Annotated in this window: 27 protein-coding genes, 1 tRNA gene and 2 pseudogenes; 12 read left to right on the forward strand and 18 right to left on the reverse strand. The window is 63.6% G+C overall.

Annotated elements, in window-relative coordinates; genetic code table 11:
- Positions 1–142 precede the first annotated feature (142 nt).
- Both BGO20_RS20600 and BGO20_RS20605 read left to right on the forward strand, forming a co-directional pair.
- Entirely contained in the window at positions 143–718 is a 576-nt protein-coding gene (locus BGO20_RS20600; RefSeq protein ID WP_291659336.1) for a hypothetical protein, read from the forward strand.
- A complete protein-coding gene (locus BGO20_RS20605; RefSeq protein WP_291659337.1) occupies positions 715–1,002 on the forward strand; it encodes a hypothetical protein in 288 nt (95 codons plus the stop codon). Before BGO20_RS20600 ends, BGO20_RS20605 begins: the two co-directional genes overlap by 4 nt.
- Here the strand turns inward: BGO20_RS20605 and BGO20_RS20610 are convergent.
- Both BGO20_RS20610 and BGO20_RS20615 read right to left on the reverse strand, forming a co-directional pair.
- The gene (locus BGO20_RS20610; RefSeq protein WP_291659338.1) at positions 995–1,621 is read right to left on the reverse strand and encodes a recombinase family protein; all 627 of its coding nucleotides are present in this window, start codon (positions 1,619–1,621) and stop codon (positions 995–997) included. The genes BGO20_RS20605 and BGO20_RS20610 overlap by 8 nt on opposite strands.
- 123 nt (positions 1,622–1,744) lie before the next feature.
- Positions 1,745–2,005, reverse strand: a complete 261-nt coding sequence (locus BGO20_RS20615; RefSeq protein WP_291659339.1) for a hypothetical protein — start codon at positions 2,003–2,005, stop codon at positions 1,745–1,747.
- A gap of 287 nt (positions 2,006–2,292) precedes the next feature.
- Between BGO20_RS20615 and BGO20_RS20620 the strand changes: the two genes are divergently transcribed.
- From BGO20_RS20620 to BGO20_RS20645, 6 genes are all read left to right on the forward strand, one after another.
- Positions 2,293–2,796 carry a hypothetical protein gene (locus BGO20_RS20620; RefSeq protein WP_291659340.1) on the forward strand — a complete coding sequence of 168 codons (504 nt, stop codon included), beginning with the start codon at positions 2,293–2,295 and terminating at the stop codon, positions 2,794–2,796.
- Positions 2,797–2,886: 90 nt separating this feature from the next.
- The gene (locus BGO20_RS20625; RefSeq protein WP_291659341.1) at positions 2,887–4,122 is read left to right on the forward strand and encodes a hypothetical protein; all 1,236 of its coding nucleotides are present in this window, start codon (positions 2,887–2,889) and stop codon (positions 4,120–4,122) included.
- Positions 4,119–4,571, forward strand: a complete 453-nt coding sequence (locus BGO20_RS20630; protein ID WP_291659342.1) for a hypothetical protein — start codon at positions 4,119–4,121, stop codon at positions 4,569–4,571. The genes BGO20_RS20625 and BGO20_RS20630 overlap by 4 nt, the downstream gene beginning before the upstream one ends.
- Positions 4,572–4,720: 149 nt before the next feature.
- Complete coding sequence (locus BGO20_RS20635; protein WP_291659343.1) at positions 4,721–5,188, forward strand: hypothetical protein; 468 nt, start codon at positions 4,721–4,723, stop codon at positions 5,186–5,188.
- Between the two features lie 12 nt (positions 5,189–5,200).
- A complete protein-coding gene (locus tag BGO20_RS20640; protein ID WP_291659344.1) occupies positions 5,201–6,697 on the forward strand; it encodes a hypothetical protein in 1,497 nt (498 codons plus the stop codon).
- Between the two features lies 1 nt (position 6,698).
- The gene (locus BGO20_RS20645) at positions 6,699–8,837 is read left to right on the forward strand and encodes a hypothetical protein (RefSeq protein WP_291659345.1); all 2,139 of its coding nucleotides are present in this window, start codon (positions 6,699–6,701) and stop codon (positions 8,835–8,837) included.
- Positions 8,838–8,847: 10 nt separating this feature from the next.
- Here BGO20_RS20645 and BGO20_RS20650 read toward each other — a convergent pair whose 3' ends face one another.
- Both BGO20_RS20650 and BGO20_RS20655 read right to left on the reverse strand, forming a co-directional pair.
- Entirely contained in the window at positions 8,848–10,431 is a 1,584-nt protein-coding gene (locus BGO20_RS20650; RefSeq protein WP_291659346.1) for a hypothetical protein, read from the reverse strand.
- Between the two features lie 116 nt (positions 10,432–10,547).
- Positions 10,548–11,108 carry a MarR family transcriptional regulator gene (locus BGO20_RS20655; RefSeq protein WP_291659347.1) on the reverse strand — a complete coding sequence of 187 codons (561 nt, stop codon included), beginning with the start codon at positions 11,106–11,108 and terminating at the stop codon, positions 10,548–10,550.
- 278 nt (positions 11,109–11,386) lie between these two features.
- Here BGO20_RS20655 and BGO20_RS20660 point away from each other — a divergent pair, with 278 nt between their 5' ends.
- Positions 11,387–11,632, forward strand: a complete 246-nt coding sequence (locus tag BGO20_RS20660) for a hypothetical protein (protein WP_291659348.1) — start codon at positions 11,387–11,389, stop codon at positions 11,630–11,632.
- Positions 11,633–11,955: 323 nt separating this feature from the next.
- Here the strand turns inward: BGO20_RS20660 and BGO20_RS20665 are convergent, their stop codons facing one another.
- The 3 genes from BGO20_RS20665 to BGO20_RS20675 are packed head-to-tail and all read right to left on the reverse strand — an operon-like array spanning position 11,956 to position 13,719.
- Positions 11,956–12,132, reverse strand: a complete 177-nt coding sequence (locus tag BGO20_RS20665; protein WP_291659349.1) for a hypothetical protein — start codon at positions 12,130–12,132, stop codon at positions 11,956–11,958.
- Complete coding sequence (locus BGO20_RS20670; RefSeq protein WP_291659350.1) at positions 12,132–13,169, reverse strand: serine/threonine-protein kinase; 1,038 nt, start codon at positions 13,167–13,169, stop codon at positions 12,132–12,134. The genes BGO20_RS20665 and BGO20_RS20670 overlap by 1 nt, the downstream gene beginning before the upstream one ends.
- Positions 13,162–13,719, reverse strand: coding sequence for a hypothetical protein (locus BGO20_RS20675; RefSeq protein ID WP_299858711.1), 558 nt, complete (start codon positions 13,717–13,719; stop codon positions 13,162–13,164). The genes BGO20_RS20670 and BGO20_RS20675 overlap by 8 nt, the downstream gene beginning before the upstream one ends.
- A 476-nt stretch (positions 13,720–14,195) precedes the next feature.
- Here BGO20_RS20675 and BGO20_RS20680 point away from each other — a divergent pair.
- A pseudogene (locus BGO20_RS20680) lies at positions 14,196–14,398 on the forward strand (SOS response-associated peptidase); the annotation flags it as partial.
- Here BGO20_RS20680 and BGO20_RS20685 read toward each other — a convergent pair.
- The 9 genes from BGO20_RS20685 to BGO20_RS20725 form a co-directional block, all read right to left on the reverse strand.
- A complete protein-coding gene (locus BGO20_RS20685; RefSeq protein ID WP_291659352.1) occupies positions 14,388–15,041 on the reverse strand; it encodes a hypothetical protein in 654 nt (217 codons plus the stop codon). The pseudogene BGO20_RS20680 and the gene BGO20_RS20685 sit on opposite strands and share 11 nt — an antisense overlap.
- Positions 15,042–15,443: 402 nt before the next feature.
- The gene (locus BGO20_RS20690) at positions 15,444–15,950 is read right to left on the reverse strand and encodes a hypothetical protein (RefSeq protein ID WP_291659353.1); all 507 of its coding nucleotides are present in this window, start codon (positions 15,948–15,950) and stop codon (positions 15,444–15,446) included.
- A gap of 76 nt (positions 15,951–16,026) precedes the next feature.
- Positions 16,027–16,359: a GrlR family regulatory protein gene (locus tag BGO20_RS20695; protein ID WP_291659354.1), complete on the reverse strand. Its 333-nt coding sequence runs from the start codon at positions 16,357–16,359 to the stop codon at positions 16,027–16,029.
- Positions 16,360–16,465: 106 nt separating this feature from the next.
- Positions 16,466–16,711 carry a hypothetical protein gene (locus BGO20_RS20700; protein WP_291659355.1) on the reverse strand — a complete coding sequence of 82 codons (246 nt, stop codon included), beginning with the start codon at positions 16,709–16,711 and terminating at the stop codon, positions 16,466–16,468.
- Between the two features lie 204 nt (positions 16,712–16,915).
- Positions 16,916–16,992 (reverse strand) — tRNA-Arg (locus tag BGO20_RS20705).
- A gap of 528 nt (positions 16,993–17,520) precedes the next feature.
- Positions 17,521–18,438, reverse strand: coding sequence for a serine hydrolase (locus BGO20_RS20710; protein ID WP_299858715.1), 918 nt, complete (start codon positions 18,436–18,438; stop codon positions 17,521–17,523).
- Positions 18,439–18,467: 29 nt separating this feature from the next.
- Positions 18,468–19,280 (reverse strand): ABC transporter permease, encoded by an 813-nt coding sequence (locus BGO20_RS20715; RefSeq protein WP_291659356.1) that lies wholly within the window; start codon positions 19,278–19,280, stop codon positions 18,468–18,470.
- A 4-nt stretch (positions 19,281–19,284) separates the two neighbouring features.
- Positions 19,285–20,220, reverse strand: coding sequence for an ABC transporter permease (locus BGO20_RS20720; protein WP_291659357.1), 936 nt, complete (start codon positions 20,218–20,220; stop codon positions 19,285–19,287).
- 37 nt (positions 20,221–20,257) lie between these two features.
- Positions 20,258–21,784: an ABC transporter substrate-binding protein gene (locus BGO20_RS20725; protein ID WP_291659358.1), complete on the reverse strand. Its 1,527-nt coding sequence runs from the start codon at positions 21,782–21,784 to the stop codon at positions 20,258–20,260.
- 113 nt (positions 21,785–21,897) lie between these two features.
- Between BGO20_RS20725 and BGO20_RS20730 the strand changes: the two genes are divergently transcribed.
- Together BGO20_RS20730 and BGO20_RS20735 are read left to right on the forward strand one after the other, a co-directional pair.
- Positions 21,898–22,776 (forward strand): LysR family transcriptional regulator, encoded by an 879-nt coding sequence (locus BGO20_RS20730; RefSeq protein ID WP_291659359.1) that lies wholly within the window; start codon positions 21,898–21,900, stop codon positions 22,774–22,776.
- Positions 22,773–23,654 (forward strand): LysR family transcriptional regulator, encoded by an 882-nt coding sequence (locus tag BGO20_RS20735; RefSeq protein ID WP_291659360.1) that lies wholly within the window; start codon positions 22,773–22,775, stop codon positions 23,652–23,654. Before BGO20_RS20730 ends, BGO20_RS20735 begins: the two co-directional genes overlap by 4 nt.
- A gap of 175 nt (positions 23,655–23,829) precedes the next feature.
- Here BGO20_RS20735 and BGO20_RS20740 read toward each other — a convergent pair.
- Positions 23,830–24,345 (reverse strand): annotated as a pseudogene (locus BGO20_RS20740) (isochorismatase family protein); the annotation flags it as partial.
- A 31-nt stretch (positions 24,346–24,376) separates the two neighbouring features.
- Positions 24,377–26,557, reverse strand: a complete 2,181-nt coding sequence (locus tag BGO20_RS20745; protein WP_291659361.1) for a TRAP transporter permease — start codon at positions 26,555–26,557, stop codon at positions 24,377–24,379.
- Positions 26,558–26,564 lie beyond the last annotated feature (7 nt).

The raw sequence follows: 26,564 nt of genomic DNA on the forward strand, positions 1-26,564 counted from the left end.
GCATGCCGCGATTGCCGCTCTCGGCCTCGGTGGTTTTGAAGGCGTCCCGACCGGACAATTTGTCTGCGCTGCTGCGTGTCGGGCTAGAAGCGACGACCCGGCGCGTGACACCTCATGCATGTCAGTTTTTGGAGCGCGCGCCGTGACGAAGCGACGACTGTTTTGGGCGCAGACGTCTGCGGGCCGCGAGCACGCGCGTCGCAATGCGCAACACTGGCAGATCCGGCGCCGCTCCGCGCCGCGGTGCAAGGCGACCGCCAAATCGACCGGCGAAAGATGCGGCCATCCCGCAATGAACGACCGAGAGGTTTGCTGCTGGCACGGCGGCTTAACTCCTCGCGGCGACCACTGGCTGCGGCCGCGATGGCCGAAGGCCGACACACCCCGCGCGGAAGCGAAACTCAATCGTAAGCTGCAGGATCTCGCCAAGGCCGCGCGCAAGCGTGAGAAGCGCGTAGCCGCAATGAGCCCCGCCGAGCTCGAGCGCTACAAGGCGTGGCGCGCTGCTCATCAGCCAGGTTCAAAAAGCAAACGCACCGCAGCTCAAGAGCAGCGCCGAAACGCTATCGCAACCGCTGAGTTCTTGAGCCGCCCTGCTGCGCCAGTTGCCACCAGTCCCGAGATTGCGGAGCTCAATCGCCTGCTCGACGAAGCCAAGCGGCGCGCCGCAGCGCTCGAGCTCGAGATCGCCAAATTCGACCAGGGAATTTTTGGATGACATCGATCGAAGATATCCAGCGGGAACTACTGCACCGCATCCAAACTGAAGGCGTGCTTGTTGCCTATGAGGCCGCGTTGGCCGTGGCCCGTGACCCGAAGGCCCCTGCCCCAGCGCGCGCAACGGCGTCGACGACTCTGTTTCGCGTCGCGGGCTATTTCGACCGGTCCGCCTCTTCGGATCGCAACGTCGAGCCGCACGAGATGACGCCCGAAGAGCTTGCGTCAGAGATCCGACATGCCCGGCGCAGCCTAGAGCAGTCCGATCCGGACATCTTCAGCTGACCGGCTCGACTTCGGTCTGCTTCTTGATTCTCGCCAGTGTGGAGCGGCTTGCGCCTGTCGTTCGCTGGACGAACGACCAAGAGTCGCCCCGCTTCAGCATCGCCGCAATATCAGCGTTGCGCGTCGTGTCCGCGGGCCGGCCGCGGTACAGCCCCTTTTCCTTTGCCCCTGCGATGCCTTGCGCCTGTCGACGACGGCGATCCTCGTAGTCCTTCCGCGCGACTGCGGCGAGCACGTCCAGCATCATGCCGTTGACGGCTTCGAAGAGCCTGGCAGTGAAGTCGTCCCGTTTCGCATCGAGCATCAGCCATGACGTTGGAAGATCGAGCGCGACAATGCGGATGCTCTTCGCGCGGATCTCGCCCTTGAGGCGTTCCCAATCCGTAGCCGTCAGGCGCGACAGGCGATCGACCTGCTCGACGAGAAGAACGTCGCCTGCGCTCGCGTCAGCGAGCAACCGAAAGAGCTCCGGTCTCGCAAGTGAAGCGCCACTCTCATTCTCGACGTAGTAGCAGGCGATCCGTTGGCCGCGTTCATCGGCAAATCGGATCAGATCGGCGCGAGCGCGATCCGCATCCTGTTCCTTGGTTGAGGCGCGGAGGTAGGCGCGAACGAACATCAATATCGCTCCAGTTCGATTTAACTGGTACGATAATTAACGGTTCGATTTGAATCGTCAAGCAGATTTATCGAACTACGTTCACCGATGGTTCGCGAAAAGCACACTCATCGCGAACCAGCCTCAGCCACCCGCTGCGCGGCGTCGGCTCGCAAGGTCCACAACCTGACAGGCCGGGTCCGTGGCGGCGGGCGACATGGATAACGCCCCAGGCTTTAGGGCAGGTGGCGCCAGATCAACGCACAGTTCTCGGCTAGCGTCCGCAATCGCCTCCAATAGCATGGCAAGCCGGCCGCCGTGCGCGAGGGCGAGCGTTTGCAGTTCGTCCGAGGCCATGGCGGCCAGTAGCTCGACATGGCGGGCGCGCAGATCGACGGGCATCATGAAGCTCTCCTCTCCGGGGGGCAGGGCTGCTCCGCGTTGACCCAGCCACCCGGCCGGGCACACCCCTGGCATCACTCCCAAACTCAGCCGTAAAACGGCGCCAGGCTCGCGATGCAAAATGCTGGCGGCTGGAAAATTGGCCGGTTGATCATAACCGACACACGCTCGCTCTGCGCGCGATTTCCAGCAAACTTGTCGTTTTTATCGCGCAGCGCGTCATAGCAAAACCGTCCGAGCGGCCGCCAAGCCGGATGAGACGAGCTATGCACGACGACTATTACGATGGGTTGCCGCCGTCCGGCTGTGAGCCGCCATCCTTCGCGGAGGAAACTCTCGCATGGAGCGTGCGTTTCGCCGTCCATTCCTTCGGCTGCGTCGAGAGCGATCGGGAAAGCGCGCACTACCACCTTTCTCACGGCTGCTTGCAGGTTCAGACGCTAGTCGCCACCATCCGAAGCGGCTTCATCGCGCCGCGCCTGCGCGACGATCTCCTACTGTCGATCTTGAGGGCGCAGTTCGTCTTTCGGGAGATCACTCCCGATCACGCAATCGGCGGCCTCCTTCGCGGCTTCGAGGGCCTGATCGTTCTCGCCAACTATCTTGCAGAGACGGACGTGCAGCGCGGCGCGCGGCACCCCGACGTCGTTCGGGATGCGCAGGCTTCCGTCCGCATCATGCGCAACTGCGCCCACAATGAAGAGCTCGCCCGCGAGATCGACGCCAGGGCGGACGCCCGCAGGCGTGCAACCGTCGACAGCTTGCTCTCGCGCGCACTCCAGGCCGCAGCATGACCATGCTGTTCCTCTCGTTCGACAACACAAATTTCGCGAAAATCAGGCTGTCGCGGGCCGTCAGCAGTCCTTCATCCAAAAGAGGCGCAAATGGCCGATCCGACCGGATACGTGCGTGACTACTCGTTCTCCGGCTTCCAGGCCAGCAACCCGCAGACGCCGCTGCCGGGGCAGAAGGTCGACAACGAGCTGGCCAACGTCGAGACCTCGATCGAGACGCTCGTCGCGTCGGTCAAGGACCTGCGGCGGTCGGACGGGGCGCTGCGCAACGGCATCGTCACGGCCGAGGCCCTCGCGCCGGGCGTCGCAACCGGCCTGAACCCGGCCGAGCAGTGGGCGCCGGGCGTGCAGTACGTTCCGAACGACACGGTGTTCTTCTCGACGGCGTTCTATCGCTGCCTGGTGTCGCATGTGTCGGGAGCGGATTTCACGGTCGACCTGGCGAACGGGAATTGGGAGCTCTACGCCGAGGTCGGCCAGATCGTGACCGATGCCGGCATCGCGCGGGACGAGGCGCTGACCGCGGCAGGCGAGGCCGCCACGTCGGCGGAAGCGGCGGCGCAGTCGGCTGAGCTCGCGGCTTCCGTCGTGACGGGCGACGTCACTCAGGCCGTGCGCTGGGACGTGGCGCAGGCCCTGACGACGCCGCAGAAGCTGCAAGCCCGGCAGAACGTCGGCGTGTCGTCGGCCGTTGACCCGGTGCTGACGGCCGCGACGACCGACCTGGCGCTGTCGGAGCTCGGCGGCGGCACGACCGGCGTGCAGGTCTTCAAGCGGGCGACGCCCGCGCTGATCCGCGGCGATCTCGCGCTGAAGTGGTCGACGATCTATGACCAGACGCTCGGGGCGAATGCCACTCAGTTCCCGGATGTCAACATCGCGGGGTATCGTTGGGTCAGAGGCGTTCTGGTGATCGTGCCGAACACCGCGGCGGCCGATTTCACCGTCGGCTTTCGATCGAGCACGGATGGACCGACGTTCCCGTCCGGCGCGTCGGACTATATCTGGCGCTATCTGTCTTCAATAGGATCGTCTGCGGGCGGCGGTGGAGCCGCGGCCAGTTTCGGCAGCCTGACCCAGGTCATCGAGAGCACAAAAACAGACTGGCTGACTACAGTTGACTTCAACTTCTGGCCTGGCGCCGCCTCGGCGCGACCGCAGATGAGGTCAACTAACTCCGGCATCAACAGCACGGGCAACGGCGAACTAAACGTTCTGACGGCGGTGCGTGATGCAGTGGGTGCGGCTGTGTCGCTGCGCATTTTGGCAAACGTTTCGAATGCGATGGCGGCCGGTTCAACCCTTGTGGTTGAGGGTTTGACATGACTCCGGAGAATAGACTTCGTCAGATCGCCCAATGTCTCGCGGTTGCAGCGAAAGGCGAGATGGTACTCGGCAATACCTTGCTCGCGTTGGACCGAGCGTTGCCGCTCTTCACGTCACCGCACACAGATTGGCGGGATGCCAACCGCGCGTTGATCTCGGGCATTGCAATCGGCGCTTACCGCGCAGCCTTGGTGCTCGTCAGGGCCTGCGGCGACCGAGTTTCCCGCAAGGAGGTCTTCCTCGGCTTCAGCGCCTTCACTCACGTCCTCGGCGATCCAGCAACACCCTATGCCAGCGACCGTGCGACCTATGCGCGGATCTTGCTCTGCCGGCTTTCCATTCTTCTCGACGAAACAGCCCTCGCCGATCGCGGACATCTGCTGACCGCCGAGGTTGACGCGCAGATCTCGGCCCAAACTGTGCCGCCTCTGTCGATTGCGCTTCATTGAGCCGGGAGCACCGCAGCAATGAGTGATCCGTGGGCTCAGTTCCGCACCGCTCCTGTCGCGCCGGCTGCTCCTGACGCCGCGCAGCCCGGCCCGCCGCAACCCACGGCGCCGGGCGCCGACATCATCTCAACGGCGTTGAGGGCCGCAGCATGAACGCGGCGCCACTCCAGGCAGGCGAGCGCTTGCGGTTCATCGCGAATGCCCTGGCGACAGCGCTACGGGACGACTTCCCGGTTCGGGGCGCCCTGCTCGCGCTCGATCGTGCCTTGCCCCTCATGGGTTGCACAGATCCATCCTGGCGCGAAGAGCACCGCGAACTCATCGCCACGATCTCCGCGAACGCGGCCCGCTTTGCCGCGCCGCTGGCCGAGACGCTTGGCGGGCAAGTCTCACGCGATGTCGTCCTTTTCGGATTGAGTGCGCTGGCCGTGCTGCTGGCAACGCCCGATGAGCCTCACGCCGCCGATCGCATTTCCTACGCCAAGATCATGCTCTGGCGGCTCTCGATCATCATCGAAGAGCAGAACCTAGCAGATCGCGGCAACGCCTTCCTCCAGTTCGTCGAGAGTCATCGCGCGCTGATTGACGCCCCCTCGCCGTCCGCGGCCACCCATTGAAGAGGTCCGACCATGGCACGACGTCCCAACACATTCGCGACAGATCCCAACCTCCGGGCTAGTCTCGACAACATCGCCAGCATGTTCGCGCCGCCCTCCGGCACCGACGCGGCGGGCTTCGCGGCGGCCGGGCTCAACAACGCCAAGCGCAAGCAGATGGAAGAGTTCTATCGGATGGCGACCGATCCGAACGCTTCGCGCGACGTGGTCGATCGCTACGGCGTGGCTTCCGGCGCATTCACGCCGACCAACTCCTACTACAAGATCGGCGTCGACAGCGCGGACATGCGGCGCGGCCAGGATGTCACGTCGGCCGCCACGCTGCGCAAGACGCAGATGGACAACGACACGACGCTGGCGACGAACAAGCTCGACAACCAAACCAAGACCATCACGTCGATGTTCGGTTCGCAGGCGCCCGGCTATGTGCGCCCGGCCGTGCCTGCCGAGGTCGCTGGCGTTGTCGGCCTCCCGGCGCTGCCCGAGGTCCAAGGGACGACGCGCCCGCAGACGCTCGACCAGTGGCAGGCGCAGGAGGCCGAGCGGCTGAAGCAGTCCGGCGGATGGACGCCCGACATGACGGTCGACGTCATTATGGGCCGGCAGTCGCCCGTCACCGTGAAGGGAAAAGACGGCCGCGCCGTTTACGCAGCACCTGGCACCGCTGCACGTCAGGGGCTGGAGGCCGCCGCGGCGCCGTCCTCGGCTGACGGCAAGCTTGTAGAAGGCACCGCCATCATTGCCGGCAAGCCGACGCAGGTGTTCCGCGCACCGAACAGTCCGGATTACCAGTCCGCGGACGGCACGCCCTTGCCGATGGGGACGCAAGTCTTCGAAAAAGCCACTCCCCAGGCGACGCAGGGCGATCTGAAGGGGACCGAGTTCAGCGATAAGAACGCCATCTTCTACAACCGTGCCGCTCCGGCGAGCGCCACCATGAAGGATCTCGCCGCGAAGGGCTACGTTCCGAGCGGGCGCGACTACGAGCTGATGCTTGGCCGGGCTGGCGAGATGATGCCTTTGTCGCTGTCCAACAATCTCGTCAGCGACCAGGGGCGGCAGTTCTACAATTCCGCGATGAATTTCATGCTGAGCGTGTTGCGCCCCGATACTGGCGCGGCGTTCGGGCGGGAAGAATTCCAGAACTACGCTCGCGTGTTCATTCCGCTGCCCGGCGACGATCCGCAGACGCTGGTGAACAAGGCTGCCGCGCGCGATACCGCCCTCGCTGCTCTGCAGGGCACGTCGAAGGGCGCCGCCGACAAGATCACGCAGCTCATGCAATCACAGGGGCTGCCGATCCCGCCGGAGATGGCGAACCGGCTCCAGGCCGCACAGGCCCATCCGCAGCAGCCACCCGCTCCGGGGCGCGAGATAACGGGGACGCCAGCCGGAGGTGACAATGCTGGCGCGCTCGCCGAAGCGCGCGACGCGATCCAGCGCGGCGCTCCGCGCGAAGCCGTGATCGAGCGGCTGCGAGGAATGGGCATCGATCCGGGAGGGCTGTGACATGGGCGCGTTCGACGATCTGATCCCGCGCAAGACCGGAGCTTTCGACGATCTCATCCCGCAGACGCCGCAGACCGCGGCGGCACCCGCAAGCAAAATCCCGGCTGCGGCGTCGAGCCCCATCGGCGATATCGCGAAGAGCGGAGCCAGCGGCGTCGGTCGCGGTCTCGTCGAGACGATCATGTTGCCTGCGACTGCCAATCGCCTGGCCAGCGGCGGCATGGATTGGCTGGTCGGCAAGGGGGACGACCTTGTGCGCAGCATCTTCGGCCTTGGCCCGGCTTCGGCCGAAACCAAGGCCCTCCAGGACCGCGCCCGCGCTGAGAACGCAGGCGCGGTCATCAGCAACACCGTCAACTCCGCCCAGGCTTCGGTTCGCAGCGGCATGGACGCCGCCTTGCACAAGCCGGAGACGACCGCAGGCGAATACGCTCGCACCGTCGGCGAATTCGCACCGTCACTGCTAGTCGGCGGCCCCGGCAGCGCAGGCGCTCGCTTCGTTGGCGACGTTCTCATTCCGGCGATCTTTTCGGAAACCGCGGGCCAGGCGACAAAAGGCACGGCCGCCGAGCCTTACGCCCGCTTCGTAGGCGGCGCGGCCGGCAACCTGGCGACGGCGACGGTTCGCGCTCGCGCGTCGGCGCCGGAGCGTGTCGTCGGCTCCGCGCTGGAGAACGTGCCGCCCGCGCAGCTCGACGAAGCCGCAGCACTCCAGGCGCGCGCAGCCGCGGCCGGGGTGCCGCTCTCCGGCCCGGAGGCCATCCAGGCCGCGACCAACGGCGCGACCAAGCTCGGCGACGTCCAGCGCGTCGTTGAGGGCTCGACGGCCGGCGGCGCCCGGACCTCGCCGTTCTATGCCGAACGCCCCCAGCAAGTTCAGGACGCCGTCGGCCGGACGCTCGATACGATCGCCCCGGCCAGCCCAAACCCGTCGACGCTCGGCCCGCGCGCATCGGAAACGGCGACGGATCTCATCCGCGGCGTTGAGCGCCAACGCACCGCGGCCGTCGATCCGATCTATGCGAGGGCGAACGCGGATACCGTTCCAGCGGACGCGGTCCACGCGATCATTGCGCAGATCGACAACATCGCACGCGGCGACCGAACCGGTATCCTATCCGGCCCGCTCGCGGAACTGCGCAACCGGATCATCGCGACGCCCGCGCAGCCGGGCAGCCCTGCGGGACGGCAGCCGGTGCATGGTCCGACTGGACAAGTTGTCCGTTACGAGATGACGCCGGCCGTAGACCCGACGCCGGCCGTACCGATCACCGACGTCGAAAATCTGGACCGGGCACGCAAGTATTTTCGCGACAGAATGGATCTGCCGCAGATCGGAGCCGACGCGATCACGAAGGAACAGAACGCGGCGGTGTCGTCGATCCTGCAGCAGCTCGACAATCTCATGGAGCAGCACAGCCGCAACTTCGTCGCAGGCAAGCAGGCCTACGCCGATCTGAGCCGCGACCTGGTTCAGCCTGTGGCGGCGGGACCGCTCGGCCAGGTCGCGGCGGCCGGCAATACCGCGGCGGCCTCTCGCGCCGTGCTGCCCCCGCGTCCCTTGGCCGGTGGCGACGCCGAGCTGATCGATACGATCACGCGCATGTCGTCGCGCGATCCCGAGCTCACAGCGGGGCTCGTGCGCCAGCGCCTGGCGGATCAATTCGATCAGAGCTCCGGCCGGCTCGTCGGTGGCGAAAACCAATATGGCGGCGCGCGCTTCGCCAAGGACATCGCGGGCACGCCGCAGCAGGAAGCCAATCTTCGCGGCGTCGTGGGGGCGCTGCCGAATGGCGCAACAGCCGAACCGGCGGTGAGCGATATGGTCGATATCCTGCGGGCAACCGGAATGCGGAAGCCGCAGGGAAGCGCGACCGAATTCAATCGGCAGATTGCCGATGACCTCGGCGCTGTGCCGGTGGCGATCGGCGGCGCCACGACAGTCGGAACGGCTCTTCCTCGCATCGCCGGCGACGCCGTTCGCCGTGCCTGGTATGGCCGCGGCGCGAACCGGCTGGCCGATCTCTTCTTAGCGCCGGACAGCGTCGACCAGATGCGCGCGATCGCGGCGCGCGGCGGGGAGACGCCGTTCATGGATGCTCTGCGCCGCCAGCTCGTCCAATCGCCAAGTCTCCAGTAGAGCGCTTATGCTAGCCTGTCAGGCTCACATGTGCTTGCACGACTGTCACATCGCTAGGCTGTGGGACACCGCACAGCTGCAAAAATGCCTCGGAAAATTGGACGTTTTTCCGATCGGCGCCCTTCGGCCACTCGTACTGATGCACGACAATATCGAGTGCTTCGACCGCCTGTCGGATAAATGGTGTGACTGGCGTGTCGATGAGCATGACAGCCTGATGATTAGCCAGTTGTGGAAATAGCTTTCGGTAAATTTCAAGCTGGCCGACGGCGGAATAGACGTCGGACAGGCAGCATCCCGTCTTGATTTCAACCAGCAAATGCGACCCTTGTTGGCGCTCCACTTCCATGTCGATCTCGTATCGACGGGCGTGGCGCCATTTACGGTACTTCACATGGTGCTTGGCCAAGACCCTCGCCAAGCACTCCCAGACCGTGCCGTGAAGTTGATCGACGACCTTGGCATCGATCGCAGGTCGAGCTGACAGTAGGTAGGATCCGCCCTTTTCGCCATCGGCCTCGAATGAAGAGCCGTTCTGCAAGCCATCTGAAGCGGCTGGCATGTCGTGAGTGAATGGGGTTCGTGCAGCCCAGCAGAGCTCAACGAATTCCGCTGTTCGCTGCCTGATGCGCGCGGGCACATCATCCAGGTTTGCGACGACGAACCATTCTCGTTCAGCAGCCTTGCCTTCACCCTGGACAGAAGCAGCAGTTAGGCCCGTGCGCGACTGGAATTCTGCTCGAATATCGGGTGCCGGGCGTCGCCCTCGCAGCCAACCTTGCCGGAGGAGATACCGACCGCCAGCTTCGTCAACGCCGATAGCCGACAGCCTATTGAAGTCGCCCGGAGCGGGCGGGGCGTTGATTTCGACAGCCCATTCCTGGCCGGTAGGGTCCAAACCAAGGCTCAGTTCCGGCCCGCCTTGCCCATCTCTTGTGACAAACCAGACGGGGTGGTCGCGCATGCGATACACACGACCGCTCGCCGGGCTTTGCTCCAGCAGAATATCTCGCCAGCGTTCAAAAGCTTCGCTTGATACGGCGGCGTCGGTCACCAACCGGAGTCCTTTCGCCAGCAATCCCAGCTCGCTGGCCACGTCGTCATAGCTGGACTGGAACCTCGCGATTTGCGCCACGCTCCAGTCCACAAGCTGCTCGAACGACATTCCAAGGCCGACTTCTTCAGACAGGATTGCGGCAATCGGGGAAGTGCCGTGATCAGGACCGCGCAAAGCCTCGTAGCGCTCCCGTTGGGGGCCGAACAGGTTCACGGTGTCGATTTTGATGCAGAATTCGCCGCCGGCATCGATGCCCACTGTGTAAGCAAGTCCAGCGGGCGCGCCGGCCCAGGGATAAATGCGAACCCAAGTGTAGGGTTTGAACTTCTGCGCTTGGTTGGTGGGCTTCGAGAGCTTCCTCACTTCGCCGCGAGGGAAGACGCGATCGCGGACAGCGCGCGCCCATTTTGCGGTTGCTTCGTATGCATCGATCAACTTGGCGTATGCTTCGTCCTGTTCCGGATTGCCAGTGACGCGCGCCGTCTCGCGCCAACGTCGCAGCAGCTCGAAGTGCTCAGGCCGAAAGCCGCTATCCATGATTTCCTCCCCCGACAAAGGCCATTTGTCAGAAGAGGGGGATCTGACGCAACCTCGCTATGCGGGACGCTCGACGCCGGCTTCCGCGGATGTCTGCGCGCGTCAACTCGGCCACGTCAGTACTCCAGCGAAAGCCTGGAAGCGAGCGATAGGCGCCAGCGATCTCCGCTTTCTGAGCATGCTTCGATGTGGCCGGCCGCGCATAGGCTTCGCAGCGCTGCTGAAACCGCGCGGCGCGGTCGATCAACCGCAAGTGCAAGCGCAGCGGTCGTTTGTTCGCCCGCCCGGCAAAGTGCGGCTGTCAGATCCAACTCAAGCGCGGTTTCGCCAGGCAGGCCCTCCCATTCCGGCTTGGCAATATGCCATCGGCCGCCGAGCAAGACTTCCTCCGGCCCCAAGGCTTCGAGATCGACCGATCCGTCTATCATCCAACTCGGAAGTGTCGCGTTCCCGGCGCCGCTGCCGTCACGCCGCCCGGACACCGCCTCCAATAGCTCCAAGGCGAACTGCGTCACCGACCCGTGTTCCGGCAGGCCTTCAGCTCGCGCTTCAGCAATCACAAGAACCACGTAAGCGTCATCGAAGCCTATCCGGCGGCAGGCCGCGGCAATCCCGACCAGCGTACGGACGCCGGAAAGAAATTGAAGCTTCCGGAAAGCGAGTGCATCATCGGGCATGCTGCAAAAGTGCACAGATTATATAAGTAATCAAACACGAAATTGGTATGAATGTTGGATTTGTCGAAAGACAATACTCGATTTGACAGACAGAAACTGTATCATTTTATTAGTATTTGGAGCCTAGAAATCTCCGTCATAGCTGCTTTTCCCTTCCGGGGTCTTCGCGCGCATGTCCAGGGCCTCGGCCTAAAGGCGCGAGGGGTCGCCTATGCCGACTTTCTAGGCCCCGGAAACCGATCGCCCTAGAAAGCGATCCCTGCCGAGGGAATGCATAGATGACAGCGGAAGTCGTGGATCTGGCCGCACGTCGCTCCGAGCGCGACGCCAAGGAGCGTGAAGCAATGGAAGGGGCGCTGTACGGCGTCGCGGATTGGGGCGCTCCGAGAGGTTGGGAGTTTTTCGCGGAGCTCAGATCAGGCCAGCGTATCACCCTCGCCGACGGCCTGCCTCCAACCGAAGCCTGGGAGCGCTTCCTCGAGGCAGTCAGAACGCGCGATGCGCGGGCGACCGCAGCCGGCTAGAACCACGCGGCGCTTCGAAGCGACCAATGCTCGGACGCTCTACTCCGCCCGTTGGCTCGCGCCGGCGGGCAATTTTCTCGGCGAACGATCGTCTTGCAGGGAACCAGGGGTGGACCTATCTCATTCTCCCTGCGGCATCCACGGATGCCTGCATGCTCCAGTCGATGCGTCGCCGTGGATGTACCGGCCGCAGCCGACAGGAGGGCAAAGCCAGTTTCCCAGCGACGGCCTGAATCGCAAAGTCTTGGCCGAAGGTCAGAGGCCCGTCGCTTCCCAAGCGGCGGGCTTTTTCCATTTCGCGCGCAATCTGCGCCAACGGACAACTAGCCCTTTTTGGCCGGCTTCGGCTTCACGCTAGGGCGCAAGTCGAGGTAAAGGCCGTTCAGAGGCGCTGAGAAGAACAGGCTCAACGCGCCGTCACGACGCACAACTTTCCCCTTTGGCGCGGCAATCTCGCGCTTCCTGTAGGTGTTCCGATCGTTTTTGACCCTGATGGCCATCAGTTGTCCCTAAGAACGCCCCTGATTTGAGTTGGCGTCATACGCGGAAGGCAGGCGGGGCGCTTGCGCCGCCGGGTGCCGTCAGTCTGAAAACTAACGAACTCCGTCGAGCCGTCCTGGTTCACTGTAAAGCGGTGCTCTTTGCCGTCTTCGACCTTACGCCAAATGCGGTTAACAGGGTCTGCAACGAATTCCCAATCCAAGCAGGTGTCGACCCGAGCCAGCGCATTCGCGACAGCGAGTGCTGACGCATATCGCTCATCCGGGTCAACCTTGAGGCAAGTCATAATGACCGTCTCGAGCCTCGCCGGAATGTGCAGCGGGAGGCCGCGCCTGTCAGGAAATTCACCGCGCTGGAGGGCCTGAGCAAGCGCAGGTCGGTCAATCCCCGCGGGGCCGACGAAGCGAGCGAACTGCCGGTTGAACTCCGCGGGTCCTACGCACATGCGGTAGAGCGTCAGGCCTATCTGGTAGATGTCGAAGGTCAATTTATAAGGCGGGCCGCTCACCGCCTCCGGCGGCGCCATTCGCATATAGAAGCCGTCAGGCTCTGCGAGCCCGAGCTTGGTCTGCTTTGCAAGCCCAAAATCCGACAACAGGGCCTCGCGCCGTAGTGACAGGAGGATGTTGTCGGGCTTGATATCGAAATGAATTAGACCCTTCGAATGGATATTATGCAGGCCGCTTAGGGTTTGGCAGCCCAGGCGGACGATCTCGCGCACGGTAAGGTGGCGCTGAGCCAGAACACCCTTGATCGATCCCGCCGTATAGAACGGCATGGCGATGAAGACATGATCATCGTCCTCGCAAGCATAGTGAAGCTGGACCACGTTCTGATGCGCGCTGGCATACAGCGCCTTAGCCTCTGCAAAATAGACATCGGGCGCCGCAAGGTCGGCTTTGGCAATTTGCTTGACGACGATTTCGGCACCGAGCTGCGGGTCATTCGCGAGGAACGTCTTCGAATTCCGCCCGTCTGCGCCGATTTCCCTGATTTCTTCGAAGAAGAGCTCCGCCTTGCGATAGGGCTTAAGCATTGACCGCCCCCATGGCGCAAAGGATCGCTTCCCGCTCGATTTCCGAATGGCCCGCCCAGCCTTCCACGCCAGGATCAACGGCGCCCTTCACCATCGGCTTAATGATGTCTCGGTTTTCGCCGATGCGGCCCGCGATCGTCGCGATAGTGCCCATATAATAGGACTGCAGAGCACTACTCGCGAACGCCTCTTGGATTACGCCTTCGATCTTGACACGCTCGATGCTCAATTGCTGAGCGAACGGCTCCGTCACGCGCAGACCGGCCCGCTCAACCTGGAATTCTCGGAGTACATCCAAGAGGTTGCTGCGGACGTATTTGAGTGCGTCCGGCACATCGAAGGCCACTGGGATGACGATCTCCTCGACGTTGATGATTTCGCGCCTGTCGGAGTCATAGACAGCGAACGTCACGGCGGACGGCGCCGCGCGAATGCCTATCGTCAACATTTTTCCCCCCAGCAGCTCGTTTTCGTGAACCGTTTCCGACTCGTTTAGCGCTGTCAAGGCGCGCGAATTGATGGGCTCCGCACAACCTGAGCGCCGCCACATCTCGACCCCGGTACGCCTTTTGTTCTGTTTATGTTCTCATCGTTGAGGACGCAAGCCATGTCACCGCAGCCGGCCGATCAGCATGTTGCAGACGCATCTATCGATGCGAAGATCACGTCGCTGATCGCTGATCGAAGAGCATGAAGGGTTCGAACGGGCCGCGTTCCGCGCGTTGGCGCGCAGCTACCTTGTGTTGCTGGCAAAGAGCGACCGAATGGCCGCGGAGGCCGACCAGTCATGCTCGCGGGGCTATCTGCGCGGCCTGTTCTCGCAGGGCGCGCGGCCGATCCGCGAACAGGAGCCGTGAGCGAGCCGCCTGGACCGCACACGTCGTTGGAGTTCTACCCATGGATCATCGTGCGCTTCCGCTGCACGAAATGCCGACGGTATGGCGACGCCCGCCTGGCCAAGCTGGCGGAGAAGTTCGGAGCGGGCGAGACGATCGAAGAGTTGATCGTTCGCTTCCATGCGACCTGTCCCGGCCGAACGCCGAGGTCGGCGCGATCCATCCAAAGGCCGTGCCGGTGTCCTGACGACGCCCGAAGAGTGCGAGGCCTGGATGACGGCGCCATGGGAGCAGGCGAGAGCGCTGCAGCGGCCGTTGGTGGATGGATCGCTTCAGGTGATAGGTCGGGGAACGAAGCAGGACGAGGAGCTCTTAGCCAGACCTAACTTGTGATAATATTTTCGAATTTCTCCAGTATATAAATGTGGTCCCTTGTCTTCAGCGGGGCAGCGCAGAAGTACATATTCGAGTGGAATGAGTGGTTGGCGCGCCGCTCAATTCGAAAAGAGTTGGGGCCATTTTCCGTCGGGTCAATTCTTAGATCAAACCCGCCAACGCGAAACGCTCTGCCAGGGTCTCGATATGACCCCATCGCCTGCATAATCATTGCAGATAGCTCAGGCGCCCCTTTGATATTTAAGTCAAAACCATCAGCCATCTCAACTTCCATATGGCTTCCGTACATACGAGGCAAATTGTTGTTTTCAGTAAAATTTAATCCGAGACCACCAGGTGCCCAACTAATAATATCATCAATTATTTCGTCGCAATCATCTGTTTTGCTCGTCGTTTCAACAGCGATACCATTATTGTAAATTCGCAATTTATCGATAACTACACGTCCATTAAAATATCCATGCAAAAACGATACACCTTTCTCGAAAACAAAATCCTCCGCCTTCAACGGAACCTCGACAAATCCATACCTTCCCTCCAGCGCGCGCACTAAATGCTTACCGTAAACTTGAAGCCCGTCATTAGTTCGAATATCACCAAACCGAATTGCTTGAGAGAATAGAAATCTGTTCGTTTTCATGAATGCACGCCTCCGAGAGCTGGCAATGGCTTCGCCGAAGACGGCGGGACAAGACCCGGCGACGGGCGAGCGCGCAGTTCCTGGTGCGTCGCCCAGGACGGTAGAGTGTCATTGCGTCGGCCCCGGTTCAAAACTGACGCGGAACCCATCTCCAGTTCCTCGCCAGCAATCCCGATAAGAAGATCGCTAACGGTGGCAAGTCGCCAGTTTCCGGGCGACGAGAAAAGTCTGGTGATGATTTCGGGCTTTCGCCCAATACGCCGGGCCAACTCAGCTCGAGTTAGCCCGTCCTGCTCAGCAACATCTTCGAATCTGGACATCACAAAATCATAGAGCCGCGCCTGAAGGCGGGCCTGGAAGTAGGCCAATTTCTCGCGGGGTACCGGCGCGCCCTCCGAAATCTCAGATAGCAACGATGTTCTCCGAGATGTAGTCATTTTCGAACTCTCCTTTGTGGGGAGGATATGTGTGAAACAGCGCGCGCCACTGAGCTTTGCAGTCCGATATTGCATCGCGGAATGCCTTTGAAGATCGATCGGCAAGTGGCGGTCGAGCCAACCACGAAATTGCCCGGGATCTAGGCCAGCACGTTAGAGCGACGAAGACATCTCTTTCCGCGAAGCGGCCGAAAATTCGGAGCGCCGGCCTGTTGACCGCCCGAAAATCCCAAACTTCATCATGCGGTGGGTCAAGTCGACCGAACTCTGCCTCCGCAGCCTTGTACGGTCGCAGACAAACGCCGACATGGTCACCCCGCACGAAGCGCTCGAGCTCAGCTTGCAGGACCATAGCCCGCGCTCGACAAGCCGCCGTATCGTCTAAGCCGTCCAGAACGCTGCGAATTTCCGAAGAGATGTACATGTGGCGCCGCACCGGATCGCTCTCAAGCGCCGGCTGCAGAAGCGACAATCGCCCCTCCTGAACCCGGCGGTTGAGCTCGGTGTGAATTGACATATAAGTCAATAGGCGCCGTTTGGCTAGCGGCTTAATCGGCTAGACGAGTGAGAGTGGCCCTCATCTCGATCCCTGGCGCCTGCGGCGAACTCCCGCGAAGCTCGATCAGGCTGCCGTTAACCTGCCCACGGAACTGCGCCGTGATGTTATCGACCCCAAAGACGCTCTGGATGCCAGGAGTGTTGCTATGACGGGTGACGGTGAGTATGGCCGAGATAGAACTGTCGTCCTCCTCGTAGGTGCCTACATACATCATTGCCGAGTCGCCGCCTCGCGCCTTCCCTTCCTGGATGACAATAACGCCGGTCCCGGCGCCCAGCGGCGTCATGAAGCTTGCTCTGTAAGTTCCGGCCTGAACGCTCATGTTTCCCTCCCTCGACTTCGACCGACACAACTCCATCTGAGTCGTGTCTCACGTAAAAGTTGTCGAAGCCGGCTCAAGCCGCTTTTCCCCGCTGTACACAGGCAGATCAGGCGCTATCGCATCCGTTTCTCGTGATCCCCGTCACGCGCCAGCTCTCCGCCAGGCCCTTCCCGTCGATCGCAGCCGTGTCGATCTGCATCCGGCATTGGCGCTGCGCCGCGATCGTCGGAACACCGTAGCTGCCAGGAATGACGATCGTGCTGGCCGGGCCGTTGACAATGAAAGTCCGGCCCGAGCTCGTCGGATACATGTCGGTTGGCGTCATGCCGGTGCGGCGCATGAAGTCGGCCATCGTACCGCCGACCAGAGATTGAAATTCGGCCTCGCGCTGAGCGGCGATCTCGGCGTTCGTCGTGCAGCCTGCGGCTGCGAGACATAGGGCAAAGGCCCAATGGAATGCGCTGCGCCGAAGAAGCGCACTCCAACCATCCGAGCGGCTGTGTGGGACAGCCGTGTGGGACGGATTGGCAAATTGAGCGTAAATGTTTGATTTTATTGGCGCGCCCGACACGATTCGAACGTGTGACCTTTGCCTTCGGAGGGCAACGCTCTATCCAGCTGAGCTACGGGCGCTAACCGTGGAGGCTGGATAGCCGATCCCCGCCGCTTCGGCAATGTGGGATTTGCGATTATGCGCGGATCTCACGAGGCTAAGGTTGCGCGGTTAAACGGTATCGGCGTGGCGGGGCCGTGGGTGAGGCGGGGATGGCACCCGTGCCCTGACCGGCTCAGATCGCGATCCAGGCGACCTGCAGCTCGCCGGTGGTGTCGAGCACGCCCGGAGGATCACAGAATCCCGAAGAATTTAGCTTCAGGCTTTCACGCTATCCACATGGGCCGTACGGTTGGGCCACTTCTGACCGGGCAATCACTGCTCGCGTGGCTCTCAAACCCGCGTCGGGCCTCGTGATTGAGCCCCTCCGCGCCGCGCAAGCGCGCATCTCAGGCGAGAACTTGTTCGTTTCTCCTTCGCCATGGCAGGCTGGGGAGGCCTTCGAGAAACGCCGGGACGGTTCAGGGTCTTCGCAGGCAGCGCTCTCAGGGCACAGCCTCCGCTGTCAGTGGCGCGTTGGATTGACGTCCGTCAGACGGCGGAGAGTATCAAGGAGCTGGCATCTCCTTCGCCGCGATGGAGCCGAGTTGCGGCAGAAACCCATCGTCCTCGGCGATCGCCTCCCCTTGCGAAAACACCGTCAGAATGAACTCGGCTCCGTTCGGAAGAAGCGCTCTGATCGCATCGTGACGTCGAAAATCGGCGCGCTCGTCGCCAAGCCAGCGGGTGCGCCCGGCCTTCGACCAGATTTGCGTCCCTTCGGGCATGCCGCCGGCCAGATAGCCCATCACCTGATAGGCGCCTCGCTGGACGAAGGGGCTGGCGAGATCGCGAGCGAGGAGATTCTGAACCTTCTCTCGCCTCGCCGCGCTGAGCACCGAGCCATGGAAGATCGCATGCATCAGGCGGGCCATGGCAATCGGCGTGAGAGCGTTGTGCCCGGCCGGCGAACGATCGAGGCCGATCTTTTCGCGGCCATAGCGCAGGTCGTCCATCAGCTTCTGATTGAGGTTGATGCCGGACAGCTCCGGCCAACCGACCTGCTCGAAGAAGCGGTTGATCGCCTGACGTCGCTCAACCCACTCGGCCATCTCCGGCTGGGGAAGCAGCGTGTCGCCCGTCGTTCCGGATACCAGGTCGATGATGTAGTTGGTCGCCGCGTTCGAGGACCAGAGGATCATGTCGCGCATGGCGCGATCGAGCTCCTCGTGCTCGGTCAGCTCCCCCGTTTCCAATGCCGCCTGCGCGGCGACGAGGAAAAACACTTTGACCAGCGAACAGGGATAGCTGCGCCAGTCCGGGCGCAGAGCCACTCCCTTCGGCCGTCCGCCGTCGCGCTCCGGCACCAGCAGCACGAAGCCGAACTGCTCGGCAGGGACGCCGCGCTCGCGAAAGACGGCTTCCGCCTTCGCCGTCAGCAGCGCGCCGATGCGCTGCAGATTTTCATCCGTGTCGAAAAAGCTCATGGCGCACCTGTCGGAGGCGGGTCGTAAGATCAGCCCTTGGGTCGAAGGGCGGTATCGAGGCCTTCGCCGATCAATGCGAAGGTGACGCCGGTGTAGATGATCGCGAGGCCCGGGAAGGTCGCGATCCACCACGCGTCGAACAGGAATTGGCGTCCATCCGAGATCATCAGCCCCCATTCCGGCGTCGGCGGCTGAATGCCAAGCCCGAGGAAGCTGAGCGAGGTCACCGCAAGGATGGTCAGCACCACATCGGCCATCGCGTAGACGATCGCGGGATTGACGGCATTGGGCAGGATATGGGCGGTGACGATGCGCGGCGTCGTGCAGCCGAGGCTGCGCGCTGCCTGGACGAATTCGAGATTGCGCAGCACCAGCACCTCGCCGCGCACGATGCGGGCGAAGGAAATCCAGTTCACCAGAAGGAAGGCCAGGTAGAGATTGGCCTCGCCCGGCCCCAGCACGCCGACGATCGCGATGACCAGCACATAGAAGGGGAAGGCCCAGAAGATGTCGGTGATGCGCATGATGAAGGTGTCGACGCGCCCGCCGATGAAGCCGGAAATGGCGCCGATGATCACGCCGAGAAGGGCCGGCGCGACGACGCAGATCAGCGCGACCTTGAGATCGACATAGCCCCCGGCCAGCACGCGCGAGGCGACGTCACGCCCGAGATCGTCGGTGCCGAACCAGTTCGTCAGGGAGGGCGGCTGGAGCGTGTTTCCGTAGTCGACTTCGAAGGGATCGTGCGGCGTCCAGACCTGGCCGAGCGCGACGAACGCGGCGAGCAGAGCCAGCATGGCGAGCCCGACGAAAAGACTCGGATTGGCGCGGAAACGGCTCATCGGCTCACTCCAGCCTGATGCGCGGATCGGCCAGCGCATAGGCGAGATCGGTCGCCAGATTGATCAGCACGACGAGGACGGCGAAGACGATGGTGAGTCCCTGGATCAGCGGGTAGTCACGGGAAAAGATCGACTCGACGAAGAGCGAGCCGAGCCCCGGCAAGGCGAACACCGTCTCGATCACCACCGTGCCGCCGATCACCCAGCTCGTATGGGCGCCGAGCACCGAGATCGATGAGATCAGCGCGTTGGGCAGCACATGGACGCCCATCAGGCGGCTCGTGCCGGCGCCCTTGGCGCGGGCCGTCGTGACATAGTCCGAGCCGAGCACGGCGAGGATGGCGCTGCGCAGGCTGCGGATCGTCAGTGAAGCGGTCGCCAGCGCAATGACGAGCGCCGGCAGCGTGGTGTGATGCAGGCGCGAGAGCAGGTCGTCGCCATAGCCCGAGGTCGGGAACAACGGCAGCCAGATCGCGAAGAGGATGACGAAGATCAGCCCGAGCCAGAAGGACGGCATCGCGATGACGATGGTGAAGGCGAGCTTGATCGCGAGGTCGACCGGCCCGCCGCGCCGCATCGCCGACCAGAGCGCGAGCGGCACCGTCATCGCCACGGCGAGCACCGTCGAATAGGCGACGAGCCACAGGGTTGCCGGCAGCCGCTCCAGCACGAGCTGCATCACCGGCCGGGCATGCACGACCGAGCGGCCGAGGCTGCCCGAGCCGATATCGGCGAGAAAGAGCAGATATTGCCGCCAGAGCGGCAGGTCGAGGCCGAGACGCTGCTTCATCAGCGCGATCTCCTCGGGGCCACCGCGCGCGCCGAGGAGCAGCGTGGCGGGGTCGCCGGGGAGCGCGCGCAGCAGCAGGAAGCAGGCCAGCGTGATGCCGAAGAGGACCGGCACCAGCTGGGCGAGGCGCTTGACGATGTAGATCAGCATGGCGATGCGGGAGGAAGGGCGCGCCAGCGCCTGTCCATCACTTCAGCTTCACATCCTCGAGGCGGAAATTCGAGGTCGGCAGCACCTCGAAACCCTCGACATTGCTGCGATAGGCATAGGACGTGCCGGGATAGAACAGGAAGACCGAGGGCGCGCCGTCATGGGCGAGCTTGATGATCTCCTGGAACATCTTGCCTCGCTCCGGACCGTCGGCCGTCACGCGCTCCTTCTCGTAGAGCGCGTTGACGCGCTCGTCCTTCCACTCGGTATGATAGGCGTTGGCGCGCTCGGGATTGACAAGGAGGAAGCCGACGAGTTGGTCCGGGTCGATGGTGTCGCTGGTTGCGAGCGATACGGCCATCTCGTAATCGCCGGATTTTGTCGTGGTCCAATGCGTCCCACCCTCGACGAGGCGGATGTCGGCGGTCACGCCGATCTGCTTCAGCGCGGCCTGCAGAGCTTGTCCGACCTGGCGGTGCAGCGGCTTGCCGGAATCGACCAGCAGCGAGGTCTTGAAGCCGTCCTTGTAGCCGGCTTCCGCCAGCAGTGCCTTGGCCTTGGCGATGTCGTGCGGATAGGGCTTCAGGTTCGGGTCGGCATAGGCCATCGGCGGCATCGGCGAGTTCGAGACCTTGCCGGTGCCGTAGAGCAGTGCCTTCACCAGCCCTTCCTTGTCGATGGCGTAGTTCAGCGCCTGTCGGACGCGCTGGTCGTCGAAGGGCTTCTTCCTGGTGTTCATCAGCACGAAATCGGTGCGGAAGACGTTGGCGACGGCGGTCTTGATCTTGCCGTTGCGCCCGAGCGCCTGGAGCTGGTTCAGCGGAATGTCGATGGCAGCGTCGACCTCGCCGGCCTGCAGCTTCAGCACGCGGCTATTGCCCTCGGGGATGACCATCAGCTCGGCGCCGTCGAGGTCGGGCTTCCCGGCCTGCCAGTAATTCGCGTTCTTCCTGAGAGACAGACCCTGCCCCTTGTTCCAGGCCGCGACGGTGAAGGGGCCGCTGCCGATCGGCTTGTCGAAGAACTTGTCGCCAGCCGCCTCGAAGGCCTTCTGCGGCAGAATCGCCGAGGAGAACAGGGCGAGGTTGTTGAGGAGCGGGGTGAACACCTTCTTGAGCTTGAGCACGACAGTGCGGTCGTCCGGCGTCTCGATCGTATCGATGCCGGAGAAGAAGCGCTTCCAGTTCGATGCGTCGCTGCCGGCGCGTTTCAGCGAGAAGGCGACATCGGAGGCCGTCACCGGAGTTCCGTCGGAGAACTTGGCCGCGCGCAGCTTGAAGCTGTAGGTCATGCCGTCATCGCTGACCTTCCAGCTCTCGGCGAGGCCGGGCTCCAGCTTGGTCGCATCCTTGCTGGGTCGCAGCAGGGTGTCGAAGATCAGAAGTTGGGCGTAGATCGAGGCGTTGTCGCTGGTCGCGATCGGGTCGAGCGAGACGAGGTCCTGTGTCTGGGCCAACCTGAGAATGCCTTTGGCGAGCGCCGCGGACGGCGCCGTCATAAGAGCCGGGGCGCCGATGGCGAGCGCGAGGGCGCCAGCCGAGATCAACGAGCGAAGCTTGGTCATACCGATCCCCTGATTCATTGGCCGCGCCATGGCGACGGCTTGTATCCTTCCATGAGGGAGACTAGTCCTTCCAATGAAACATTCGGCAGGTTCATCGACCGTTTGGAATAGTCATGAAGCTGGGCTCTCTGCGCGCGATCGATGCTTTCGTCCGGCTCGGTGGAACCGGCGAGGCGGCGCAGGGACTGGGCATCAGCCAATCGGCGGTGATCAAGACGTTGCGGCAAGCCGAGGAGGAGCTCGATCTCAGCCTCGCCACGACCGCCCAGGGCCGGCTGGTGCCGACCCCGGAGGCTCACTCGCTCGTCCGGCAGGCCCAGCCGCTGTTCGGTGCGCTGAGGCGCGCCGGCCATGAAGCGGATATGATCCGGGTGGGCATGGCCAATCGGCTGAGGGTAGCGACCGTTCCCGGCCTCGCCCACAGCATCCTGCCGCCGGCCATCACCCGAACGCGGCGAGCGCTCGATCAGTCGGCAGCAGTGGAGATCATGTTCGACCATGTGCGGGAGCATCTCGCCACGGGCGAGGCCGATCTCGGCATCTCGTATGGCCCCATGAGAGCGGACGCCATCGAGGACGTGGCGCTGGGGCGAAGCCCTCTGGTCTGCGTGCTGTCGCGCGATCATGCACTCGCCGGGCGTGAGAAACTGGTCAGAGGTCACATCGAGGGCGAGCGCCTGATCAGCTATGGGCCGGACGGCGTCAGCGCGTCCGACAGTTTCCAGGAGGCGTTGACCAGTGCAGGTCTGTCCGAGCGGATCGCCATCACGGTTCGTCACACGGATACGGCCTGCCATCTCGCCCGCGAAGGTGTTGGCATCGCCCTGGTCGACGGGTTCGTGATCAGCAGCAATCTGGTTGAAGGTCTCGCCGCGCTGCCGCTCGAGCAAAGCCCCCTGGTAACGGCCTATGCCCATCATCGCCGGCACTCTCCTCTCGATCGCGCAGCCCGGTTGCTCCTGTCGCAACTGCAGGAAAGATCCGGGCCATGAAGGCATTCACGCCCGCCCATGCCGCGGTCCTTCGCGCGGTGCATCGCTTCGGCACGACGGTCGAAGCGGCGCATCGGCTTCACCTCACGCAGTCGGCCATCAGCAAGATCATTGCGCGCAGCGAAGCCAGCCTTGGCATCCCCGTCTTCGAGCGCAGGGAGGGGCGCCTGCTGTTGCGCCCGGAAGCCGGCGCACTGATGACTGCGCTCGACTCTGTCGATCAGGAATGGCGCGAGCTCGGAGCCGCTGCGGCACGGTTGCGGGCCGGCCGGGAAACGCCGCTGCGTATCGCCTCGACGCCGAGCATCGGACAGGGACTTATCGCCCGCGCCTTGCGTCGCCTGACGGACGAATACCCGCAGGCACGCGTCGAGCTGATCATGGGCGATGCACCGACGGAACTCTCCTTGGGGACGGCCGATATCGGCCTGATGTTCTCCCCGCGCGTCACGGACGACATCACGCTGACGCCTCTCGCCGGCGGCGAGATCATCGCGCTGGTGCGGGAGGACGATTCCCTGGCGAAGCGCCGCACCGTCAGCCTGCATGATCTGAAGACGCGACGCATGATCTGCTTCGATCGCGAGAAATCGCCGCTCGGCTGGCTCATTGCGCAATGCTACGAGAGGGAGGGGCTCGAATATGCGCCGTTCATGACCGTTCCCTACAGCATTTCAGCCGCGCATCTTCTGGCTGAGCCTGGCGATGTGACACTGATCGACAGCCTCCTGACGCAGGCGCAGCGTTTCGATGGGCTGGTTCAGCTCTCCCTGGAGCCGCAGATCCCCACCACGATCTGTCTGATGACCATGCGCAGCCGGCCGCTCTCCCGATTGGCCGCTCGCTTTGTCGAGATCGTCCGGCAGCGGGAGACGTGAACATGGCGCCTGGTCCCAGCGAACGGCGCGTCCCGGCCATCGCGCGAGCTTCGCGGCTCGGTCATCCGCTTGTGAAGGCTTGCTTGCCGCCCTTTCGAAAGGAACGGCGAAGGCTGGGAAGCGGCCGTGCTTTTTGACTGCGCACGTTCCGGAGCATCGCCGTCCTCCACCCGGATTAGCCCGCGGCGGCGGGCACGAGGGTCTTGAGCAGTTGTTGCTCCCAGAGATGGGCGACGCCGCTGCCCGCGGCGTGCTGCGTGAGCACGCCCGTCATCTTCTCCGCCGTTGCGAGGCGCGCCCGGTCGCGCTGCCATTCGGCGGCCAGCGCGAGCCACGTCATCATGTCCGCGCCAGCCGCGATCATGCGCTGGATGGCGACCTCATGGGCCTCGACCGAGGTAGCGCCGGAGGCGTCGGTGATGACCGTGACGTCCCAACCTTCGCCGAGCGCCTGGATGACTGGCATCGCGACGCAGATCTCGGTCCACAGGCCGGCGATGATCAATTGCCTGCGGCCTGTCGCCTTCACCGCGTCCACCACCTTCGAATCTTCCCGGGTATTGATGAAGGTCCGGTCGATCACCTCCTGATCGGGAAACACGTCGGTGATCTGCGGGAAGATGGATGAGCCCTCCCGGGCTGCGATCACGCTGGTCAGGATGGTCGGAACCCCGAATGCCTTGCCGACCTCCCCTCAAGCCGAGCCTTCTCGATGCCGCCCTCTAAGCGGGCAGCTGCCGCTTCGCAGCCCCGGCCTGCCGGATCAGCACCGGAGCGGCCAGCACAAGGCCCACCGCCATCGAAGCCGGCGTCGCCAGGATCATCGGCATCGCGCTGAAGCCGATGAGGAGCCGCTCCCAGCGTGCGAGCGGCGCGACCAGCCAACCTGCGAAGGCAGCCGACAGGCTGGCGATGCTGATGAGGCAGGCAGCGGTCGAGCCGAGGAACTCCATCCAGGTGAATCCCGGCGCCATGATCAGCATGGACGGCGAGAACACGAAGACGAACGGCACCAGCACCTTGCCGAGCGCCAGCCGGAACGCTGTGTTGCCGGTGCGGAACGGATCGGCTCCGGCCATGCTCGCTCCGGCATAGGCCGAGATCGCGACAGGCGGCGTGATATCGGCGAGCACGCCGTAGTAGAAGACGAAGAAATGGGCCACCAGCGGCGTGACGCCGAGCAGGCCGAGCGCCGGTGCCGCCACGGTGACCATGATGATATAGTTCGCCGTCGTCGGCACGCCGCAGCCCAGCAGGATGCAGACGATGCCGGTGAGCACGAGCGTGAAGAACAGCGTCGCCGACTTCACGTCGAAGGGCAGGAAGGGCAGCGTTCCCAGAATGCCGTTCGCCCATTGGTCCGCCAGCGAGGTGACGATCCAGGAAATCTTGAAGCCGACTCCCGTCAGCGTCACGACGCCGACGATGACGCCCACCGTGGCCGCCGCGGCACCCACGCCGATCGCGTATTTCGCGCCCAGGATGAAGGCGTCGACCATCTCGTTGACGCGGCGGCGGCCCTCGGTCGAGCTGAGGATGCCATGGGCCATCACGGCGAAGGCGGCGAGCGTCAGGACGAGATTGGCTCCTGGCAGGCGCAGGATCTCGGTCGGCGCCGCGACCCCGATCGCCACCATCAGCGCCAGTGCGCTGGCGCCGCGCCAGCGCGCAAGCCCGACGACCATGCAGCCGGTGATGCCCCAGAACGCCGCGAGATAGGGCGTGTAGCCGGTGAACAGCACCACGATCAGAGAGAACAGCGGGGCGATGGTCGGCCAGTCGCGGGCGAAGACCTCGCGCAGCTTGGGGATCTCGGCATCGGTCAGGCCGCGCATGCCGGTGCGCTTGGCCTCCAGATGCACCTGCATGAGCACGCCGAAGAAATGCATGAAGGCCGGCACGATCGCCGCGATGACGATCGTCGCATAGGGCAGGTTCAGGAATTCGACCATCAGGAAGGCCGCCGCGCCCATGATCGGAGGCGTGATCTGGCCGCCGGTCGCAGCGGTCGATTCGATCGCCGCCGCGAAATGGCGCTGATAGCCGAGCCTGATCATCATCGGGATCGTCAGCGAGCCGACGGTCACCGTATTGGCGACCGACGAGCCCGAGATCATGCCGAACAGGGCCGAGCCGAAGATCGAGATCTTCGCCGGCCCGCCGGCAAAGCGCCCTGCCAGCGAGGCGGCGACGCCGAGGAACAGCCGCCCCAGCCCGATGCGCGTCGCCAGCACGCCGAAGAGCACGAAATGGAAGACATAGGTCGCGACGACGCCAAGCGCGACGCCGTAGATGCCCTGGCTGGTCAGGTAGAGATGGTTGACCAGAACCGGCCAGCTCGCGCCGGGATGCAGGAAGATGCCCGGAAACCAGTTGCCGTACAACGCATAGAGGATCGCGACGACGGCGATCAGCGGCAGCCCCCAGCCGATCGAACGCCGCGTCGCCTCGATCATCAGGACAATCGCGATCGTACCCATGATCACGTCGAGCGTGGTCGGGTTGCCGACGCGGAACGCGAGGTCCTCGAAGATCCAGGGCACGTAGAGGCTGGCCGCCGCCACGGCCACCGCGCAGACCCAGTCGTAGATCGGCACGCCCCCCGGCCGCAGCAGGGTCGAGGCATGAAGCTTCTCGCCGTCGCTCTTGCGGGCGGCGAAGACCAGGAAGATCAGCCCCAGCACGAAGGCGAGATGGACGCCGCGATGGGTGACCTCGCGCAGCAGGCCGAAGCCGGCCGTGTAGTAATGAAAAGCCGACAGCGCCAGCAGCAGCCCCCCGACCAGGATGGTCGTCCCGTGCGGGATCCGCCGGAAGCGCATCTCCGGATCGAGTTCCGATTCGAGCTGGGCGAGTTTCGCCGCGTCGGTTTCGGTCGAGATCGTCTGTGTCTGGGCCTGCATGGCGCGA

Source organism: Allobosea sp. 67-29, assembly GCF_001898115.1.
GTDB lineage: Bacteria > Pseudomonadota > Alphaproteobacteria > Rhizobiales > Beijerinckiaceae > Allobosea.

What these genes read in the sequence shown, in the direction of transcription:
- BGO20_RS20605 (WP_291659337.1), top strand. Translation starts at nt 715, where the DNA reads ATGACATCGATCGAAGATATCCAGCGGGAACTACTGCACCGCATCCAA.
- BGO20_RS20610 (WP_291659338.1), bottom strand. Translation starts at nt 1,621, where the DNA reads ATGTTCGTTCGCGCCTACCTCCGCGCCTCAACCAAGGAACAGGATGCG.
- BGO20_RS20615 (WP_291659339.1), bottom strand. Translation starts at nt 2,005, where the DNA reads ATGATGCCCGTCGATCTGCGCGCCCGCCATGTCGAGCTACTGGCCGCC.
- BGO20_RS20625 (WP_291659341.1), top strand. Translation starts at nt 2,887, where the DNA reads ATGGCCGATCCGACCGGATACGTGCGTGACTACTCGTTCTCCGGCTTC.
- BGO20_RS20630 (WP_291659342.1), top strand. Translation starts at nt 4,119, where the DNA reads ATGACTCCGGAGAATAGACTTCGTCAGATCGCCCAATGTCTCGCGGTT.
- BGO20_RS20635 (WP_291659343.1), top strand. Translation starts at nt 4,721, where the DNA reads ATGAACGCGGCGCCACTCCAGGCAGGCGAGCGCTTGCGGTTCATCGCG.
- BGO20_RS20640 (WP_291659344.1), top strand. Translation starts at nt 5,201, where the DNA reads ATGGCACGACGTCCCAACACATTCGCGACAGATCCCAACCTCCGGGCT.
- BGO20_RS20645 (WP_291659345.1), top strand. Translation starts at nt 6,699, where the DNA reads ATGGGCGCGTTCGACGATCTGATCCCGCGCAAGACCGGAGCTTTCGAC.
- BGO20_RS20650 (WP_291659346.1), bottom strand. Translation starts at nt 10,431, where the DNA reads ATGGATAGCGGCTTTCGGCCTGAGCACTTCGAGCTGCTGCGACGTTGG.
- BGO20_RS20655 (WP_291659347.1), bottom strand. Translation starts at nt 11,108, where the DNA reads ATGCCCGATGATGCACTCGCTTTCCGGAAGCTTCAATTTCTTTCCGGC.
- BGO20_RS20660 (WP_291659348.1), top strand. Translation starts at nt 11,387, where the DNA reads ATGACAGCGGAAGTCGTGGATCTGGCCGCACGTCGCTCCGAGCGCGAC.
- BGO20_RS20665 (WP_291659349.1), bottom strand. Translation starts at nt 12,132, where the DNA reads ATGGCCATCAGGGTCAAAAACGATCGGAACACCTACAGGAAGCGCGAG.
- BGO20_RS20670 (WP_291659350.1), bottom strand. Translation starts at nt 13,169, where the DNA reads ATGCTTAAGCCCTATCGCAAGGCGGAGCTCTTCTTCGAAGAAATCAGG.
- BGO20_RS20675 (WP_299858711.1), bottom strand. Translation starts at nt 13,719, where the DNA reads ATGTGGCGGCGCTCAGGTTGTGCGGAGCCCATCAATTCGCGCGCCTTG.
- BGO20_RS20685 (WP_291659352.1), bottom strand. Translation starts at nt 15,041, where the DNA reads ATGAAAACGAACAGATTTCTATTCTCTCAAGCAATTCGGTTTGGTGAT.
- BGO20_RS20695 (WP_291659354.1), bottom strand. Translation starts at nt 16,359, where the DNA reads ATGAGCGTTCAGGCCGGAACTTACAGAGCAAGCTTCATGACGCCGCTG.
- BGO20_RS20700 (WP_291659355.1), bottom strand. Translation starts at nt 16,711, where the DNA reads ATGGCCGACTTCATGCGCCGCACCGGCATGACGCCAACCGACATGTAT.
- BGO20_RS20710 (WP_299858715.1), bottom strand. Translation starts at nt 18,438, where the DNA reads ATGAGCTTTTTCGACACGGATGAAAATCTGCAGCGCATCGGCGCGCTG.
- BGO20_RS20715 (WP_291659356.1), bottom strand. Translation starts at nt 19,280, where the DNA reads ATGAGCCGTTTCCGCGCCAATCCGAGTCTTTTCGTCGGGCTCGCCATG.
- BGO20_RS20720 (WP_291659357.1), bottom strand. Translation starts at nt 20,220, where the DNA reads ATGCTGATCTACATCGTCAAGCGCCTCGCCCAGCTGGTGCCGGTCCTC.
- BGO20_RS20725 (WP_291659358.1), bottom strand. Translation starts at nt 21,784, where the DNA reads ATGACCAAGCTTCGCTCGTTGATCTCGGCTGGCGCCCTCGCGCTCGCC.
- BGO20_RS20730 (WP_291659359.1), top strand. Translation starts at nt 21,898, where the DNA reads ATGAAGCTGGGCTCTCTGCGCGCGATCGATGCTTTCGTCCGGCTCGGT.
- BGO20_RS20735 (WP_291659360.1), top strand. Translation starts at nt 22,773, where the DNA reads ATGAAGGCATTCACGCCCGCCCATGCCGCGGTCCTTCGCGCGGTGCAT.
- BGO20_RS20745 (WP_291659361.1), bottom strand. Translation starts at nt 26,557, where the DNA reads ATGCAGGCCCAGACACAGACGATCTCGACCGAAACCGACGCGGCGAAA.